Origin of the sequence: Chryseobacterium sp. SIMBA_029 (genome assembly GCF_046535275.1) — a bacterium.
GTDB lineage: Bacteria > Bacteroidota > Bacteroidia > Flavobacteriales > Weeksellaceae > Chryseobacterium.
Genome location: NZ_JAWRXA010000002.1, coordinates 161989 through 180468 on the forward strand (window position 1 = coordinate 161989; position 18480 = coordinate 180468).

Consider the following 18480-nt stretch of genomic DNA (forward strand, 5'->3'; position numbering starts at 1 on the left):
TGTAAGTAACTTATATATGAAGTTCAATATAGAAATAAAAGTACGTACATAAAATAAGAATATGATACAAATAAAGTTGTTAGAATTAAAAGATAGAAATATATCGGGATTTAATAGTTATTCTGATTTTGTGACCGCACTTAATAATTTTTTGGGAATAACAGTCGAAGTAGTTTTTGAACAGGATAAATCTTTTGGGGGCTATTATTTAACTCCAATTGGTGCAATACCAAGTAATGAATTTGACGAAAATTTAATAAATGAAAAAACATTTTTATTAAGTGTAATTAACTCTAGTATACCTCAGTATATTGAAAATTTCAATCCAGCTGGATTAACCAATTGGATGCTTTTTAAAGATGCAAGTACTTCTATTATAGGAAAAATTGATGCATTAAAAAAGTATGGAGAATTAGAAGAAGAAACATTGAAAAGAGATTTAGAATATGATTATTATGTTCCTATTCCATTTGATGGCACTTATGAAACTGTTGCTAAATCTATCCTACAATATTTAGAAATTTATGATAAGTATTTGAACAATAAATAGTAAATAAGACCTATTTTATAAATGATATAATTTGTGTGTGAATTATTTGAACCTCAATGTTGATGTAAAAGTTAATTATATAAATGATTTTTTTTTATTAAGTTTAATTAATCCAATTTTTAAATAGTTTCAAGGTTAAAATCATCCGAAATTTTTTGTCACAAAATAAAAACCTAACGGGTTTCCAAAACCCGTTAGGTTTTTTATTCACCGAAGCGAAATTAGCAAACAAAATGGATGAAGAGAAAATCAATGGTTGCCATTTTTTAATGAGCATTTGAAGTTTAGTAATACTCTTCTACTGCGATTAGAATTAAATATACAGAAAACCTTTACTTTTGTCCCATGTTAGAAATTCTTTATCGCGATGAACATCTTATTGCCATCAATAAACCAAGCGGTTTATTGGTTCATAAATCTTTTTATGCAGGAGAAGCCGATACTTACGCCATTCAGGAATTAAGAAACCAGATTGGACAAAAAGTTTATCCTGTGCATCGCCTTGACCGAAAAACTTCGGGTGTTTTGTTATTTACTTTAGATAAAGAAACCTTGAGAACTATGAGCGATCAGTTTGCAGCACGACACGTTGAAAAGAAATACATCGCAATTCTTCGTGGCTGGACAAAGGAAGAAGAAACCATAGATTATGATTTGATTAACGAAAATGAAGTCAAGCAAAACGCCATTACCTATTATCATCGCTTACAGACTTCGGAAATAGATTTGCCTTTTTTAAAACATCAAACTTCAAGATATTGTTTGGTGGAAGCCATTCCTGAAACGGGAAGATTTCATCAGCTGAGAAAACATTTTAAGCATATTTTACATCCGATCTTAGGCTGTCGTAAACACGGATGCAATAAACAGAATAAGTTGTGGCTGGAAACATTTGAGATAACAAAAATGACACTTCACGCCCATCAATTGATTTTTAATCATCCTATTTCTAACGAAAGAATTACAGTAAATGCCACTATAGATGACGAGTTCAAAAGAGTAGGGGGTATTTTGAATTTCGATTTGAGTGCGTATTCGTAGTTATTTCTTGTTAAATATTTGTCATTCAGAGCGCAACGAAGGGGAGCGTGGAATCTAAGCACATTTGGTAATTTGTATTGAGATTCCTGCAGAATAAAAAATATAATGTTGAATGAACTGTGAAAGTTTGATTTATAGACGAATACCCTAGCCCCGATTGAAATGAAAATCCTTTTTTGCAAAAAAAGATTGCAATGGAAAGCGGGTAAAAGCTTCTGAAAATAGTAAGAAAAACTTTGTGTCAAAAAAATAATCTCGCAGATTTTGCAAATTATGCAGATGTCTGCATCTTATAGATAACATTTATAATATTTTTTTTGCATAAAGTATCACAGGGTAATCAGTCATTAATTTTAAAATGAGTATTTTTGTAAAACTTTTTTTCAATGTACAAATCGCTCATTCGTCCGATTCTTTTCAAATTTGATCCCGAAGATGTTCATCACTTTACTTTTTCGATGCTAAAGAATTTTGGGTTTCTTACCAAATTATTTTTCCCAAAACCTATTGAAGATAAACGTCTGGAAAGAGAAGTTTTCGGATTAAAATTTAAAAATCCTGTAGGGTTGGCAGCTGGTTTTGATAAAAATGCAGTTTTGTTTAACGAATTGGGAGACTTAGGTTTTGGATTTGTAGAAATCGGAACGGTAACACCCAAAGCACAAGCCGGAAACCCCAGAAAAAGATTATTCCGTTTAATAGAAGACGGTGGAATCATCAACCGAATGGGTTTCAATAACGACGGTCTGGAAGCTGCCATCGAAAAGCTGAAAGGAAACAAAGGGAAAATTATCATCGGTGGAAACATCGGCAAAAATACTGATACAAGCCCGGAACATTATACTCAGGACTATCTGGATTGTTTTGAAGGCCTTCACCCTCACGTAGATTATTTTGTGCTGAATGTAAGCTGTCCGAATGTCGGAAGTCATGCGAAACTGGAGGATGTAGAATATCTGAGAGAATTAATTACAGAAGTAAAGAAAATCAATCAGTCAAAATCGGTACAGAAGCCTATCCTGCTTAAAATTGCTCCGGATTTGAATACCACCCAGCTCGATGAGATTGTAGACTTAATCGCAGAAACAAAAATCGATGGAGTGATCGTTTCCAATACATCCATAAACAGAGAAGGACTGAAAACTTCATCTGAAGTTTTAGAACAAATAGGAAATGGCGGTTTGAGCGGAAAACCTATTCGTGAGAGAAGTACAAAAATGATCAGATATCTTTCTGAAAAAAGCAACAGAGCGTTTCCGATCATCGGAGTAGGAGGAATTCATTCTGCAAAGGATGCGATCGAAAAACTGGATGCCGGTGCAAGTCTGATTCAGTTATATACAGGATTTATTTATGAAGGTCCGCAACTGATCAATGAGATCAACCAGGAGCTTTTAAAAAGAGCTAGCCGTCTTCCAAGAAAATAAAATAGAAAAAGAGAGTTTCACACGAGCTCTCTTTTTTGTTATTTGGATTTCACTACCGAAGCATTGTTTACATCTACTTTCAGAGTGTAGGCAGGATTGCTCGTTGTTTTATTTACGGTAAATTTTAATATGTTAAGATCTTTACTTTTTACCACTTTTGTATCATAGATATTGCTGAGACAGCTTTCCGTCAGGAATTCTTCAAATCTTTTATAATTCCAGTCTTTGGTAAAATATAGCACGCGGTATCCCTTTTCTCCTTCACTGGCGCCGCACATTCCGCATGCATTGAAGTTGGAAGAATGTTCAAAATAAAGCAAAACCCGGTGGCCGGTATGATCAGATGCGTAGGAGATCAACTGGTTCCCGCCATATCGGTTGATAAAATCATACGTATTGATTCTCTTATTGTTAGGGAGGGTGATGTAATTGTTATACCGGTAGATCATATTGTTTTTGGTGAATAATTGGGCATTGTGAATTTTAGTTCCCTTATAAAAATTCCCCGAAAGCACCTGATCTGAATTTTCATTCTTAAAATTGAGTATTTCTTTAGGACTAAGCCTTTTAGCAATGCTGTCTGTCTTTTCTATGGTTTGAGGGGAGGTGATGTTGTCCTGTAATATTTTAAAACTCTGCTTTTGCTGATCTCCGAAATTATAGAGGTATAAATTTCCATAGTCGTAAATTCCGGACAACGGGATTTTCTTTTGATATTTGTCATAATAGTACCATCCGTCTACAAAATGCTGGTATTGGCTGCAGTCTACGATACCTGTATAATTCAGCTGCATGGTGATAGGCATTCCGGCAATCTCTCCCTTGAAAATTTGTGAAGAATCGGTAACGGTTTTAAGTTCAACTTTTTGACATAAAATAAAAATACAGGGGAATAAGAGTGATAAGGTTAAGAGTTTTTTCATGGTTGGTTATAAGTCGTTTTTAGTTTTTTAGAGGAAGAAATGAGAGATCGTATAAATGATCAGTCCGACCAGCCCTCCGACTATCGTTCCGTTTACCCGGATAAACTGCAGGTCTTTTCCAACCTCCAGCTCCATTTTTTCGCTCAGGTCTTTGCCTTTCCAATTTCCAACGGTGGAACTGATGAGGTTTCCAAACTGATGGGTGTTTTTAAGAATGTATTTATAGGCCGTTACCCGAACCCAGTGATCAATTTTATTTTGAAGCTTTTCGTCGGTTTTTAAATTTTGTGAAAACTCATTCAGGTTATTGGATAAATATTTTTTTAAAGAAGATTGTTCGTCCTGTAGCTCTTTCATCAGCGTTTTTTTGATGGATACCCAGATGTCATTCGAATATTCATCCAGTTTATCATTTTTCAGAAGCTCGTTTTTGATGTTTTTAAATTCATCATTCCATTTCGGATCTTCCTTAAGATCTACAGAGAATTCGCGGATCTTTTGTGTAATTAAAGCTCTGATCTCATGCTGTGGATTTTCTTCAATTTCTTTAAAGAAATCGGAAAGTCCGCTGGCAATCTTATCGGCAATTTTATTGTCAACAAAAGAAGGGATAAAGGTGTAGCTTCCTTTTTTTACCCGCTCCTGGATCATATCTTCATTTTCTGTGATGTATTCTTTGATCTGTTTAGACAAGTTGGTTACAATTCTTTCATGATCGTTTTTGTCTAAAAGATAGCTGATCCCGTTTCCAATGATGGTGTTCAGCTTAATATCATCCGTCATTTCCGACACTTTTTTGCTGATAAAGCTGCTCACCGTAGAATCGTCGAGTTTATTAAGGATGTCCAGAACAATATCTGACATATTTCTGATCAGAATTTCCTGATTATTCTCCTTAGCGAGCCATTCCCCGACAAAATTGGAAACTTTAAGCTTCTGAATGTAAGGACGGATGTTTTGAGGGGAAAGGAAATTGGAAACCACGAAACTTCCCAGGTTATCACCCAGTTTCTGTTTGCTGTTTTCAATCAGGTTCGTATGCGGAATAGGGAGCCCGAGAGGGTGGCGGAACAAAGCGGTTACCGCAAACCAGTCTGCCAGGGCACCCACCATAGCCGCTTCCGAGAAAGCGCGTACATAGCCGATCCAATGAGAATCATGGGTCTTCTGGAGGATGGTGGTAATGATAAAAATAGCAGCCATCAGCACAAACAGTCCTGTGGCAAATGCTTTATATTTTCTTAGCTGTTTTCTTTTTGCTTCATCATTCATATTCTCAAATTTACTAAATTTGGGTATGAAATCTCTATAACTTTCAATTATTGAAAGATTGGATAAAGATTAAATGACAATGAAATTTTTAGTTTCAATACTCTTATTGACCTTTCTGCACATGTGCATGCAGACCCATAAACCCATTAACACTACTTCTATGGAAAATACAGAAGCAAAAAACAATCCATATTATTCAAGAACCGATACCACAAAATTGGATATTTCCAATGACGAATGGAAGAAGATCCTTGCCCCCGATTTGTATGCTGTGGCAAGAGAAGCCGCAACAGAAAGAGCTTTTACCGGAAAATATAATGAATTTGACGAGATCGGAGATTACTACTGTGCAGTCTGCGGACACCATTTATTCCGTTCAACCTCAAAATTTGCAAGCAGCTGCGGCTGGCCCAGTTTTTTTGAAGCTGATAAAGAAGGTGTATATTATAAAAAAGATACTGCTTATGGAATGGAAAGAGTAGAGGTCCTCTGCAAAAGATGTGACTCACACTTGGGACATGTTTTTGATGATGGTCCTAAACCTACAGGATTACGATACTGTATGAATTCCGTGAGTCTGGAATTTGTTCCGGATGCTAAAAACTAAGTTTTATTATTTTTTCAGCAAAAGATAGAGAAGAAAAATGGAGAAAATTTACCATAATATTCAAAATGATATCGAGTCTTACCGTTAAAGTTTCTTAAATAGCGTTAAACTTCTTTCATTTTTAACTGCTTGGTAATTATGTTTTTATAATTTTGCCCCACTAATTTTGAATTAACCAAGTATTGAATGAAAGGATTGTATAGTTTATTAGGGATTGCGTATATGGTTGCCACCTCTTTTTATCTTTCTCCGGAGAAAGGAAAGATAAAAAAAGAAACCACTACTGCCAATAAAATAGAAACTGTAGTTGAAACAAAATCTGCAAAAAGTAAAAATGAAGCTAGTTCCTCAGCGGAACTTTACAGCTCAATCGTATTTGAGGCTGACCACAAATTGGATTTTAATGCTTTCTCAACAGCATTAATAGGATTTGAAAACTTAAAGAAAGCAGGAATGCTTGACCAGGACTCGCACTTATTAACGATCTGCGATTTTTCTATGTCCTCGAACAGTAAAAGACTTTGGGTGATAGACCTTAATGAAAAAAAGGTGCTTTTCAACTCATTGGTAGCCCACGGAAAAAATACCGGGGAAGAATTTGCCCAGAACTTTTCCAATACCGAAAGTTCTTATCAGAGCAGCTTAGGATTTTATATTACGGATGCTACTTACCAGGGAGATAACGGGTATTCATTGAGATTATTAGGAATGGATAAAGGTTTTAATGATGCAGCGCTAAAAAGAGCAGTTGTCATCCACGGAGCCGATTATGTGAGTGATGAATTTGCTGCTGTGCATAAAAGAATAGGAAGAAGCTGGGGTTGTCCCGCCCTTCCGAAAGCATTATCACAGCCGATCATTAATACAATAAAAGGCAAAAACTGCCTGTTTATTTATTATCCTGATCAGAAATACCTTTCCTCGTCGGAATGGTTAAAAGCATAAAAGTAAAAGCAGTCAATTTTGACTGCTTTTTTATTTCAGGATGATTCTTTCTTATTCGAAATGAAAACTCTGTTAAGATGCTTTCAGCGTATGAAACTGAACCTTAAATATACTTCCCTTGCCCTGTTCGGATTGTATGAAAAGTTTCCCCTGATGAATTTCGATGATATTTTTAACGATCGATAGTCCAACACCATTTCCTTTTTCATAATTCTTATTACTTCCTCGGTAAAAAAGATCAAAAATTTTAGAAAGATCAGCTTCGGAAATTCCAATCCCCTGATCGATAAACCGAACTTCCAGATATTCGTTTTGCACTTCTATTTCCACCGTACAGTATTTATCCGCAGAATATTTACACGCATTTTCCATCAGATTTAAGAAGGCAACCTGCAATAAATAAGGGTTTCCATGAAAATCATAATTGCTTTGGTCCTTATCTGCAGTATTATCCATATAATTAATTCCCACCTTGTAGCCGGAGTTTTTCTGCAATAGGGAAAGCTTTGCTTCGGCCACAATTTCATCCAGACGAAGGTCTACAAAACTGATTTGGGAGACATCATAGCTGGCGCGGGCAAAATCGAGAAGGGCAGAAGAAAGTGCTGATGCTTGGTTGGCGTCCTCAAGCGCATTATCTATAGAAAGTTTATAATCATCCAGGGTCACGTTCAGTTCCTTCGCCAGTTCCAGCTCTGCAATTAATGTAGAAAGTGGTGTCCTGAATTCATGGGAGATGGTCGTTACAAAGTGCTTGTGATTATTAAAGGATTTCTCCAGCCGGTTAAACGTTGAATTGAAAGTTTCTGTGAGTTCATAAATCTCATCTTTTGCTTTCGGAACATCCAGCCTTTTATTGAGGTTGTGTTCGGAAATATCACGGATCTGAATGATAATATCTTTCAAGGGTTTCAGCGTATAGTAAGAAAACAGGAAACCGATCACAAAAATAACAGCAATCGAGATGATATAAATGATAATGACATCTTTTTTAAACTCCGCGATATGTGCCTTTCCCGTAACATCTACTGCACTGCCGATCACGTAATGATTTTCTGAGTTGTATTCATACCGGATGGCCATATACTGCCGGTCGCCTCTCTGCCATACCATTCGGTTTTTATTCGTTTTGATCAGCCGGTCCAGGTATTTTTCATTGCTTGGCAAAGGAGGAATATCAGAAAAAAGCAGTTGTTTTTGATGGTTGTACACGTTAATATCTGCCTCATTCAACAATTTTTTATTGCGCTCATGAAGTTCCTTGATCTTAGAAGGGTCAATTTTTGCGTCAAAAATAAATTCGGATCTCCAGGTAATTTTATAACCTAAACGGTCATTGAATTCATCTTCCCGGTTTTTTTCTGAAACAAAATAGAGCACATAAGCAAAAACAAAAAGAATTCCTGCGGTAAGGATGGCATAATTGAGGGCGGTTCTGGTTGCTATTTTCATAGGCGGATCGCTATTTTTTAAAGGTCATAGATAATCGTTTGGTATTTAAAATCTTTTCGGGAGACTTACCTTTAGCGATTTCATAATTGATGGGTGAAGATGAAGCCCATTCCCGGTCGGGTATGGATTAGTTTTTCTTCGAAATCTTTATCGATTTTCTTACGCAGATAGGCAATATACACATCGATATAATTGGTGCCGGTATCAAAATGGTTTCCCCAGACATTCTCTGCAATCTCTTCTCTGGATAATACCCTTTCTGAATTGCTCATCAGGAAAATCAGAAGTTTAAATTCCTTTGGAGTAAGTTCAATTTCTTTTCCGTTTCTGAATACGCGGTTTGTATTTCTGTTCACTTTAAGATCTTGATATTCCAGATGGGAAGAAAGTTCACTCTTTGGAATGGTAGATGATTTCCTCTGCAAAACAGCTTTTATCCGGGCATACAGTTCTCTGATCTCAAAAGGTTTTACCATATAGTCATCTGCTCCTGCATCAAACCCTTCAATTTTTTCATCAATAGTTCCCAGCGCAGTCAGCATGATGATCGGAAGGTCAGGATATTTCTGCTTGATCATTTTACTCAGCTCAATACCATTCATCTGGGGAAGCATAATATCAGTAATCACCAGATCGAAAGTAATTTTCTCAACCATTACGAGCGCATCTTCGGCGTCTTCAGAAATGTAAATCTGATAACCCTGGCTTTCTAGGCCGCGCTTTAAAAGGCTGGAAACTCGTGCGTTATCTTCTATAATTAAAACTTTCATGTGGGGAACATTTTTAGAAAAAGATATTCAGTTTTCGGAAGAAAAACAGCCTGTCAACAAGTTGAGAGACAGCCGTCCTGTAAATCCTATACAAAGGTATTCCATATTTTAATTGTAGAAGAGCAGATTCTTTCTTTTAATGATTTTCTATAGATTTTCTAATAGATTTCTAATGATACCCGGGAGGTTCCGTAAGTAATTTTGTCCCAGAAAAATTAACTGAAAAGGATTAGAAAAGAAAATAGTATGAATAGAAAATCTTTTAAAACAGGTCTTGTTGTGCTGACATTCATGAGTATGGGGGCTGGAGTGAAAGCGCAGAAAAAGAATGACTTCAATAACCCGGGACTGACCCATTATTTAAATGATGAACATTCAAGGTATATCTCTTTTAGCGGGTATGCAGAATTATGGGCAAGATACACCCAGATGAATCCCGGAAGTCTTATCAATAATGAAGCAACATCAGGAGCATCAGACCTTTCCCTTCGTAGAGTACGGGTAAAAATGACGTATAAGCCGACAGAGAAATTACTATTTGTCCTGCAGGGAGGAACAACCAACGTCAATGCAAATGCCAAAGCGAGTAATTATTTTGACCTGCTGGATGCGTATGCAGAATACAGCTTCAGTGATAAAATTGCTTTTGGAGCAGGACGTTCTACCTGGAGAGGATTGTCAAGATTTACCACAGGACCTTTAAATACACTGTTATACGATTTACCGGCTTATGCTACTTCTAATGCAGGAGCAACGGATTATACAGTAAGAGAACTAGGCGCTTATGTAAAAGGACAATTGGGGAAATTTGATTACCGTTTGGTTGTCGCAGATCCTTACACAATGGCTACAGCCGATCCTAAATTAAATGTAGCCACTTTCAGTAAAAACTCGCCGGGGAAAGATTTCTCAGGGTATTTCAGATATGCATTTTTAGACAAAGAAAATATTTCTACTCCTTTTAATGCAGGAACGTATGTAGGCAAAAAGAATGTTTTGAGCTTAGGTGCCGGGTTTGATTACATCCATAACGCGATGTGGCATCAGGACGTGAATAAGAATATGGTAAATGATGATATGAAAAATTTTGCCGTTGATTTATTGTACGATGCTCCGCTGAATAAAGAAAAAGGAACATCAATCAGTGCTTATGGAATGGCCATGCACAATGACTACGGACCCAACTACGTAAGATATGTAGGAACAAATAATCCTGCAACTTCTGTAGATGTTACCCAGGCAAGCCTGAACGGAGCCGGGAATGCAATGCCTGTGATCGGTACCGGAAATACGTATTATGTGCAGTTGGGGGGTACGCTTCCATATTTTAATAAAGATAAAAAGAACCTTCAGCTTCAGCCGGCGGTAGGAATGCAGCTTTCCGACTTAAAAGGACTTCATGACAACGCAGTTATTTATGATGCGGGAATTTCACTACTCATGAATGGAATGTCTTCGCGGTTGACTTTTGATGCTCAAAACAGACCCGTTTTTGAGAATGATCCAAGCAATAATGCTGTTGTTTCCGATAGAAAATGGCAGTTCGTCTTGAAATATAGAATTGATTTTAATTAAAAAAAATGATACAATGGAAAGAAGAAAATTTTTATTCCAGGCAGTACAGGCTTCCGCTTTGCTGCTGGTTTCAGGAAATATATTTGCATCCGCTTTACCTGCGGTATTTAAACCCATAAAAAAGAAAAAAGTGTACTTTCATTATTTACTGTTCTGGCTCAGAAAAGATCTTTCTGCAGCCGAAGTCAAAGAGTTCGAAAACTTCTTTGAAGGCCTTAAAAAACTTCCTTACCAAAGAAATCTGCGTTATGGGAAACCGGCAGCTTCAAGTCCCAGAAGTGTACTGGATAACAGCTTTACCTACAATGCTTCTATGGAGTTTGACAGTTTAGAAGAGCTGGAAGCCTATGGACAGCTTCCGGAGCATTTAGCTCTCGTAAAAAAGTATAAACCCATGTTTGAGAAAATGATGGTTCATGATACGGTTTACAATTAAAAATAAAACAATTAAATTTACAATGAAAAACATCATTAAAGGTATCTGCCTTGCAGCAGCATTAAGCACCGTCGGATTTATGAATGGACAGGACAAAAAGCACCAACATCTAAGCGTAAGTACAGAAAGTACCAGCGAATCTATTCCGGCTATAAGGCTCGTGAATAACCCTGACGGAACATGTACTTTTGAAAAAGGAAAGATTCCCACGCTGAAGCATATGAATACCACCACATTCTGGATAAGCAACAAAACGGAAGAATGGGAAAAAAATGCACACCCTGCTCCAAGAAGGCAGTACGTAATTACTTTAAAAGGAAATATCAAATTTAAAGTGAGCGATGGATCTACTTTTATGATCAAACCGGGAGTAATCCTTTTAGCAGAAGATCTTAAAGGAAAAGGACACAGCTGGGATATGGTGAAAAGCAAGGAATGGGAGAGAATGTATGTGCCAATTTCAGAGGATGCTGATGATTTTTTCATTCCGGATTCCAAATGATTTTCAGATATACAATCACTGGTTCAGTGTTTTATATAATTCGTACAATGTTGTAAAGCAGCCCAAAGGCTGCTTTTTATGTTATTTAGTTTCTATATCAATGATTTTTTGTCCATTTTCTCCTAAATAATGGGAAAGCAACTGATCATATACCTTATAGCCATCATCTGCGTTCGTGAAAATTAAAATTCCCTGTTTGGTTTTTGGGAAAATAACGGTGATACAGTTTGTTCCCGAATCATTGCCGCCATGTGAAATTGCATATTCGCCATTTCCAAGGTCATAAATGACAAAACCTAATCCAAAATATTTATTTTTCCTTGTTTCAACCTGTCTTTTCATCATTTCCTGGTAAACATCTTTGCTTAGGCTTCCTCCATTAAGAATATGAGCAAGGAAGTTTCCGTAATCTTCTATAGTAGTATGCAGATCATCAGCAGCATTCGCGGTTGTATTCTCTTCTACTTTATAAGGCTTCCCATTTTGGTCATACCCAACTGCAAACCTTGATTTATCAGTATTTTTACCCCAAACGTAATTGGTGTCCTTCATTTTTAACGGTTCAAATATCAATTCTTTTGCCAGCTGCTCAAGCGGTTTTTTAAACTTGCTTTCAATAGCTTTTCTCAGGTATTCAAAACCTTCTCCCGAATATTGAAATTTAGTCCCCGGATCAAAATCAAAACTTAGTTTTTTGTTTTCTTTCATATATCTCCAGTTGGGAAAACCGGTTTGGTGGCTTAATATGATTCTGGTCGTCAATTTTTTGTTCCTTGGATCATTTGCGATATCCGGATCTGTCCAATACTTATAAACAGGTTCGTCAAGATCCCATTTTCCCTGACTTATCAATTGTAATACAACCATGGTAGTAACAGGTTTGGTAAGGGAAGCTACATTAAAAATGGTGTTGTAAGGTGCTGAAATATCATCTTTCATTTTTCCGAACACTCTAATTTGTTTGAGCTTTCCGTCTTCAATAATTCCAAGTCCAAGAGCTGGAACGTTAAGTTCTTTCAGCCAGTTTTCTATTCCAGCATCAGTATCGAAAATTGAATTGGTAATAGGAGGTTCGCTTGTTTTTTCTGTCTGCGCATTGCTTTCACAGAAAAATAAAATGAAAAATAACAGTGTAAGATAAAAGGATTTTGTCATTGTCTTTAATTTTTGACAAAGATTGAATTTCCTGCTTTTTGAACAAAAAATACAACCCGACAAAAACCCGACAATAGCCTGACACAACTATATCATGTTGAAATTCAGTTTGTAACAAAGTTTCTTGTTTCGGTCTATTTCCGCTGCATTTCGAAGGATGATAAATAGATTGGAGAGTACAATCAGTATCATAATGATGAGAGTAAATGCGGGGCCCGGTTTTAAAAAGATACCCAGCATAAAGGTAATGGGGGCAAGTACCGTCCAAAGTATCTGAACGGAGATGATTTGTTTTGTCAAGTGATTTTTCTGCTTCAGCCTGAACATTAAAATGAGCGGCACCAGAATATTTAATGGCGGAAGCAGTATACAAGGGATAGAAGAAAGATTGATGATTTTAATTAAAGAATAATTAATGGAAATCTGCTCTTCCGTAATTTCAGGGGTTTCCGGTTCAGTTGTTATATTTTGAAACTCGCTTTCTTTTATATCTAAAGCTTTTGCCAAAACCCGAAGCGTATGGCCTTTGGGCTGAGTTCCCGCTTCTATCCGTTGTATGGTCCTCACAGAAATACCGGAGCTTTCAGCTAACTCTTCCTGAGTTAGGTTTTTTTGCTCTCTTATTTCTTTTAATCTGGACATATTGCTGTATATATGCTACGAAATTAGCTAAACTTCTTGAAAATCAGAGTGGCATTGTGTCCTCCAAATCCAAAAGCATTGCTTAACGCAAACGTAATATCTTTTTCTTTAGCTTCTCCAAAAACAATATTGATGTCTCTTGGAATTTTCTCATCTACCTTCTGCATATTGATTGTAGGTGGAATAATACCGTTCTGAATAGCTTTAATACAAAGAATCGCCTCCGCGGCTCCAGCTGCTCCCAGCAAATGTCCCGTCATAGATTTCGTAGCACTGATGTCCAGGTTTTTATTTCCTTTGAAAAGGCTGGTAATAGCGGTTAATTCAACAAGATCTCCCAACGGTGTTGAGGTTGCATGCGGGTTGATGTAGTCTATATCATCCACATTGGCTCCAGCTTCTTTCAGTGCGATCTGCATGGCCTTGATAGCTCCGACACCTTCAGGATGCGGTGCCGTCATATGGTAAGCATCGGCAGTCATGGCTGCACCTACCAGTTCTGCATATATTTTTGCTCCTCTGGCTTTTGCGTGGTCATAGTCTTCAAGAACTAACGCTCCGGACCCTTCACCCATCACAAAACCATCTCTGTCAGCATCATAAGGGCGACTCGCCGTAGCGAAATCATCATTTCTTGTAGACATGGCCTTCATGATTGAAAAGCCTCCAACGGAAGCCGGAGTAATTGCTGCTTCTGAACCTCCGCTGATGATCACTTTAGCTTTTCCAAGACGGATATAATTGAATGCATCCATTAATGCCGTATTTCCTGTAGCACAGGCAGAAACCGTGGTATAATTGATTCCGCGAAGGCCATATTTCATAGAGATCATTCCCGAAGCCATATTGGCAATAAATTTAGGAACGAAAAAAGGGTTAAAGCGTGGTACACCTTCACCATGGGCAAATTCCATCACTTCACTTTCGAAAGTCTGCATACCGCCCTGGCCTGTTCCCCAGATAACTCCGGTATCAAACGGGTCCATATTTTCTAAATCAAGTCCTGAATCCTTAATAGCTTCCGCAGAAGAGTACATGGCGTACTGAGAGAAAAGGTCACTTTTTTTAATTTCATTGTGGGTTAAGTGTACTTTTGGATCAAAGCCTTTCACTTCGCATGCAAAATGAACTTTGAATTTTTCTGTATCAAATTGCTTGATCAGCCCTGCGCCACTAACGCCGTTTATACTATTTTGCCAAAAATCTTCGACATTATTCCCCAAGGGCGTTACTGCGCCCAGTCCAGTAATGACAACTCGTTTCATATCTAGTTATTAATTTTAAATAAATTGGAGGTTCCCCTTGCAATTAATCTTGTTTTGTCTGCATTCCAGATTTCGCATTGTGCGTTGATAAATTGCTTGCCTCTTTTGATGATTTTCGTTTCGGCTACAATATTATCATTTTCTTTTGCAGTTGAAAAATAATCGATCACATTATTGATGGTTGTTATGAAAGATTTATCATTTAATGAGAACATTGTTGCTCCGATGATGTCATCTACAATGGCAGCGGTTACTCCGCCATGTAAATTTCCAATCGGATTCAGCCATTCTGCCCGTACCGTATACTGAAATTCCAGCTGGCCTTCTTCTGCCGAAATAACGACCGGATTCAGCCATTTCATAAATGGAGACGGAGACTGATCAAATTCTTTTCCGATGAATTGTTTGAGTTGTGCTAGTCTGTCCATACACTCAGTATTTATTTTTCTAAAATCATTGTTATACCCTGTCCTCTCGCTGCGCAGATCGAAATAAACCCTTTTCCGCTTCCTTTTTCATCAAGAAGTTTTGCTAAAGTGGCAATCACCCTTCCTCCTGTTGCGGCAAATGGATGAGCGGCAGCAAGACTTCCGCCTTTTACATTCAGTTTGTTCCGGTCTATTTTTCCCAATGCTTTTTCAAGTCCGAATTTTTTAGCGAGGTCATCATTTTCCCAGATCTTAATCGTTGCTAAGACCTGTGCTGCAAATGCTTCATGAATTTCGTAATAATCAAAGTCTTCCAGATTCATTCCTGCTTTTTTAAGCATTCTTTCAGCGGCAAAAACGGGTGCTAACAGTAAATTCTGTCTGTTTTCAACATATTCTATCCCTGCAAGCTCAGAAAACGTAGTATACGCTAAAATTGGGAGATTATTGGCTTTTGCCCATTCTTCGCTTGCCAATAATACTGCAGAAGCCCCATCAGTAAAGGGAGTAGAGTTTCCTGCGGTTAACGTTCCGTTCTGTTTATCAAAGGCTGGTTTTAGCTGAGATAACTTTTCCAGGCTGGTATCTCTTCTCAGATTATTATCTTTATCCAGACCAAAAGCAGGCGTTATCATATCATCAAAAAAACCTTCATCATATGCTTTAGCCATATTTTTGTGGCTGTTAAATGCCAGCAGGTCCTGTTCTTCACGGGAAATCTGGTAATATTTGGCTGTAATTTCCGTATGTTCACCCATCACCATGCCTGTTTTAGGTTCCTGCCCTTTATAAGGAATCGGCATCCAGTCTTTCAGTTTCGGACTCAATAAATGTTTTAATTTGCCAAAGGCAGACTTCTCTTTATTGGCTTTCAGCAACGCTTTTCTTAATCTTTGGGAAGATTCGAAAGGAATATTGCTCATTGCTTCAACGCCACAGGCGATACCACTTTCTATCTGGCCGAGTGCGATTTTATTTCCGATGTAAATCGCCGCTTCAATTCCTGTGTCGCAGGCCTGCTGAAGATCACATGCGGGTGTTGCAGGATCCAGTGAGGTATTCATTACCGTTTCTCTGATGAGGTTGCTCTCGGAGATATGCTTGATCACGGCGCCACCGGCAACTTCTCCAAGGAGTTTTCCTTTTAAATGATAACGGGTAATCAATCCTGTTAATGCGGAAAGAAGCAGATCCTGGTTGCCTGCATCGGAGTAGGCGGTATTCATTCTGGCGAAAGGGATTCTGTTGTATCCTACGATAGCCACTTTTTTTGTTTCCATAAGATGAATTTTATGATGGAATGATGGTAAGTTCTTTATCAATAAGGCTGAGTATCCTATCCAGAGCCAGATGCAAGAATTTAATTTCTCCTGTTGTTTTAGAAAGTAAAATACCTCCTTCGATCAGCATGATGAATAAGGAAGCATATTCTTCGGAGTTCCGGTCTTTATTGATTTCTCCTTTGTTTTGCCCTTCTGCAATCACAGATCCTATTTTCTTTTTCCATTCTTCAAAAGACGATTGAACCTGTTTTTTAAGGACAGGAAAAGTGTCATCCGCTTCTGTAGCGGCATTCATGAGCGGGCATCCGCCGTTTGAAAAAACTACTTTCCAGTTTTTTCGGTAAAAATCAACAAAAGCATGCAGTTTATTGACAGTTGTGGGAAATTCGTCCCCAAAGGATCTTGACATATTTTTTGCTAAAACACCTGCATTGTATCGGTACACTTCAAGAGCTACTTCATCTTTGTTTTCAAAATTACCATAGATGCTGCCTTTTGTTAATCCTGTTGCTTCTGTAATATCAGAAAGCGAGGTCGAGGTATAGCCTTTGGTATTAAACAAGGAAGCTGTTTTCTCGATGATGAATTGTTTTGTCTTTTCTGCTTTTGACATTTTTAGTTGATATTTTCAGCAAAGATACAAAAATATACCAAGTGGTATATTTTATTTACAAATGAAATCTGAGCGATTTATTGTGCCCAGATTTCAATGCTTTAAATCTGTGTGGTACAGGTTGGTTTTATGTTAAGCTAACGTAGCATTCAATGTAATTTCAAAATTGAAAGCAGCGCTTACCGGGCATCCCTCTTCAGCAATTTTAGCATATTTTTGAAATTCTTCTTCTGATAAACCTGGAACCTTTGCCGTTAGTGTTAATTCAGATTTGGTGATCTTTCCGATGTTAGGATCAAGCGTAATCACTGAAGTAGTTTTCAGTTCTTCAGGAGTGAATCCAGCTTGTGAAAGTTCTGCGCTTAATTTCATGGTAAAACATCCTGCATGGGCTGCTGCCAGCAATTCTTCAGGATTGGTTCCAACTCCGTCAGCAAAACGGCTGTTGAAAGAATATTGAGTTTCATTCAAAGTTGTACTTTGAGTCGTTAAATGTCCTTTACCTTCTTTGATGTTACCGTTCCAAACGGCTGTTGCGTTACGTCTCATAATGTTTGTTTTTTGTTGTTTAGTAATATTTTATTTTTGATGTTACAAAGGTAAGTCGGGCAATAGTTCAATACGATAGATAAAAAGACTTAAATATTGTACTTTTTTCCCGAAGAGTAATTTTTTTTAAAGTTTGAAGGTGTGTTTCCCGTTTTTTGAGTAAAAAGACGATTGAAGTAGGCAGGATCTTCATATCCAAGATCGTATGCGATTTCTTTCACGCTCTTGTCTGTATAGAATAATAACCTTTTTGCTTCCAGTAAAATCCGGTTGATGATCAACTGGTTGGGAGACTCCATATGCAGGTTTTTGAATTTATGGGTTAAGGTTTTGGGAGCGATGTGAAGAAGCTCTGCATAGTCGGCAACCTGATGTTTTTCCCTGAAATGAATCTCCAGATACCTGCTGAAATCTCTAAAAACATCCAGTTCATTGTTCGGTATATTCACAATATCCGTCTTCAGATTTTGTTTCTTCCATTTTCTTGTGGCTCGGATGATGATCTGTTTCAGATAGGTTCTTATCATTTCCTCACCAGAAGATTCTTTCCACTTAAGTTCATCTTTTATATGACCGAATAAACTTTGAATAATAATGTTTTCAGCAGGATCAAGTTCCACATTCGGGATTTCAAAAACGTTATGAAAAAGCAGTCCATCACAGGCAACTTCTTTATCGTGAATCTGAATACAGTAAAAATCGCGGTTGTAATACAGGAAAGAAGCTTCATCAGCACTTCCGTTTTTAATGTCCAGATATTGATAAGTAAGGAAAAACAAAGTAGGGACTTTCGTGATGTGATAATTAAAATCGATCATAAGTTCGTATCCGGCAGGAACAAAAAGGATTTTAATATAAGGATGAGCCTTTATACTGTTGATGGAGTCAAGGTTTTCATTAGAAAATATATTCAGTCCGAATTTCTTATAATTATCTTCAAAAACGAGATCTTCCAATACCATATCGTTACTTTAGTTTTAAAGATACAAAAAAGCTGGATTTTGAATGGTATTAGTTTCTTTAACAATACATATAAAAATTCATA

20 protein-coding genes are annotated in these 18480 nt (G+C 37.3%); 8 read left to right on the forward strand and 12 right to left on the reverse strand.

What is annotated here, in order from left to right:
- Positions 1–61: 61 nt before the first annotated feature.
- The 3 genes from SB679_RS03985 to SB679_RS03995 all read left to right on the forward strand — a co-directional run bounded on the left by SB679_RS03985 (position 62) and on the right by SB679_RS03995 (position 3018).
- A complete protein-coding gene (locus SB679_RS03985) occupies positions 62–550 on the forward strand; it encodes a hypothetical protein (protein WP_410700919.1) in 489 nt (162 codons plus the stop codon).
- A 345-nt stretch (positions 551–895) separates the two neighbouring features.
- Positions 896–1591 (forward strand): pseudouridine synthase, encoded by a 696-nt coding sequence (locus SB679_RS03990; protein WP_410700920.1) that lies wholly within the window; start codon positions 896–898, stop codon positions 1589–1591.
- A gap of 386 nt (positions 1592–1977) precedes the next feature.
- The gene (locus SB679_RS03995) at positions 1978–3018 is read left to right on the forward strand and encodes a quinone-dependent dihydroorotate dehydrogenase (protein WP_410700921.1); all 1041 of its coding nucleotides are present in this window, start codon (positions 1978–1980) and stop codon (positions 3016–3018) included.
- Positions 3019–3056: 38 nt separating this feature from the next.
- Here SB679_RS03995 and SB679_RS04000 read toward each other — a convergent pair whose 3' ends face one another.
- Both SB679_RS04000 and SB679_RS04005 read right to left on the reverse strand, forming a co-directional pair.
- Complete coding sequence (locus SB679_RS04000; RefSeq protein WP_410700922.1) at positions 3057–3941, reverse strand: hypothetical protein; 885 nt, start codon at positions 3939–3941, stop codon at positions 3057–3059.
- A gap of 27 nt (positions 3942–3968) precedes the next feature.
- A complete protein-coding gene (locus tag SB679_RS04005) occupies positions 3969–5213 on the reverse strand; it encodes a DUF445 domain-containing protein (RefSeq protein ID WP_034708590.1) in 1245 nt (414 codons plus the stop codon).
- 121 nt (positions 5214–5334) lie between these two features.
- On the opposite strand from SB679_RS04005, the gene msrB reads away from it, so the two are divergent.
- Both msrB and SB679_RS04015 read left to right on the forward strand, forming a co-directional pair.
- Positions 5335–5820 (forward strand): peptide-methionine (R)-S-oxide reductase MsrB, encoded by a 486-nt coding sequence (gene msrB / locus SB679_RS04010; protein WP_410701240.1) that lies wholly within the window; start codon positions 5335–5337, stop codon positions 5818–5820.
- Positions 5821–6006: 186 nt separating this feature from the next.
- Positions 6007–6765, forward strand: coding sequence for a murein L,D-transpeptidase catalytic domain family protein (locus SB679_RS04015; RefSeq protein WP_034708583.1), 759 nt, complete (start codon positions 6007–6009; stop codon positions 6763–6765).
- 72 nt (positions 6766–6837) lie between these two features.
- Here the strand turns inward: SB679_RS04015 and SB679_RS04020 are convergent, their stop codons facing one another.
- Positions 6838–8217 (reverse strand): ATP-binding protein, encoded by a 1380-nt coding sequence (locus SB679_RS04020; RefSeq protein ID WP_410700923.1) that lies wholly within the window; start codon positions 8215–8217, stop codon positions 6838–6840.
- A gap of 80 nt (positions 8218–8297) precedes the next feature.
- On the reverse strand, positions 8298–8987 hold the full coding sequence (locus SB679_RS04025; RefSeq protein ID WP_410700924.1) for a response regulator transcription factor: 690 nt from the start codon (positions 8985–8987) through the stop codon (positions 8298–8300).
- A gap of 246 nt (positions 8988–9233) precedes the next feature.
- On the opposite strand from SB679_RS04025, the gene SB679_RS04030 reads away from it, so the two are divergent.
- The 3 genes from SB679_RS04030 to SB679_RS04040 are packed head-to-tail and all read left to right on the forward strand — an operon-like array spanning position 9234 to position 11500.
- Positions 9234–10562, forward strand: coding sequence for a hypothetical protein (locus tag SB679_RS04030; protein WP_410700925.1), 1329 nt, complete (start codon positions 9234–9236; stop codon positions 10560–10562).
- 13 nt (positions 10563–10575) lie between these two features.
- Positions 10576–10998 carry a Dabb family protein gene (locus tag SB679_RS04035; RefSeq protein ID WP_410700926.1) on the forward strand — a complete coding sequence of 141 codons (423 nt, stop codon included), beginning with the start codon at positions 10576–10578 and terminating at the stop codon, positions 10996–10998.
- 22 nt (positions 10999–11020) lie between these two features.
- The gene (locus SB679_RS04040; protein ID WP_410700927.1) at positions 11021–11500 is read left to right on the forward strand and encodes a hypothetical protein; all 480 of its coding nucleotides are present in this window, start codon (positions 11021–11023) and stop codon (positions 11498–11500) included.
- A gap of 81 nt (positions 11501–11581) precedes the next feature.
- Here SB679_RS04040 and SB679_RS04045 read toward each other — a convergent pair whose 3' ends face one another.
- The 8 genes from SB679_RS04045 to SB679_RS04080 all read right to left on the reverse strand — a co-directional run bounded on the left by SB679_RS04045 (position 11582) and on the right by SB679_RS04080 (position 18397).
- Positions 11582–12655 carry a serine hydrolase domain-containing protein gene (locus SB679_RS04045; RefSeq protein ID WP_410700928.1) on the reverse strand — a complete coding sequence of 358 codons (1074 nt, stop codon included), beginning with the start codon at positions 12653–12655 and terminating at the stop codon, positions 11582–11584.
- Positions 12656–12742: 87 nt separating this feature from the next.
- Positions 12743–13297, reverse strand: a complete 555-nt coding sequence (locus tag SB679_RS04050; RefSeq protein ID WP_410700929.1) for a helix-turn-helix domain-containing protein — start codon at positions 13295–13297, stop codon at positions 12743–12745.
- 23 nt (positions 13298–13320) lie between these two features.
- Positions 13321–14562: a beta-ketoacyl-ACP synthase II gene (gene fabF / locus SB679_RS04055; RefSeq protein ID WP_410700930.1), complete on the reverse strand. Its 1242-nt coding sequence runs from the start codon at positions 14560–14562 to the stop codon at positions 13321–13323.
- Positions 14563–14564: 2 nt separating this feature from the next.
- Positions 14565–14990: a PaaI family thioesterase gene (locus SB679_RS04060; RefSeq protein ID WP_410700931.1), complete on the reverse strand. Its 426-nt coding sequence runs from the start codon at positions 14988–14990 to the stop codon at positions 14565–14567.
- An 11-nt stretch (positions 14991–15001) separates the two neighbouring features.
- Positions 15002–16270, reverse strand: a complete 1269-nt coding sequence (locus SB679_RS04065) for an acetyl-CoA C-acetyltransferase (RefSeq protein ID WP_410700932.1) — start codon at positions 16268–16270, stop codon at positions 15002–15004.
- Between the two features lie 10 nt (positions 16271–16280).
- Positions 16281–16886, reverse strand: coding sequence for a TetR/AcrR family transcriptional regulator (locus tag SB679_RS04070; RefSeq protein WP_410700933.1), 606 nt, complete (start codon positions 16884–16886; stop codon positions 16281–16283).
- 132 nt (positions 16887–17018) lie between these two features.
- Positions 17019–17435: an OsmC family protein gene (locus tag SB679_RS04075; RefSeq protein WP_410700934.1), complete on the reverse strand. Its 417-nt coding sequence runs from the start codon at positions 17433–17435 to the stop codon at positions 17019–17021.
- A gap of 89 nt (positions 17436–17524) precedes the next feature.
- Positions 17525–18397, reverse strand: coding sequence for a helix-turn-helix domain-containing protein (locus SB679_RS04080; RefSeq protein ID WP_410700935.1), 873 nt, complete (start codon positions 18395–18397; stop codon positions 17525–17527).
- Positions 18398–18480: the final 83 nt, after the last annotated feature.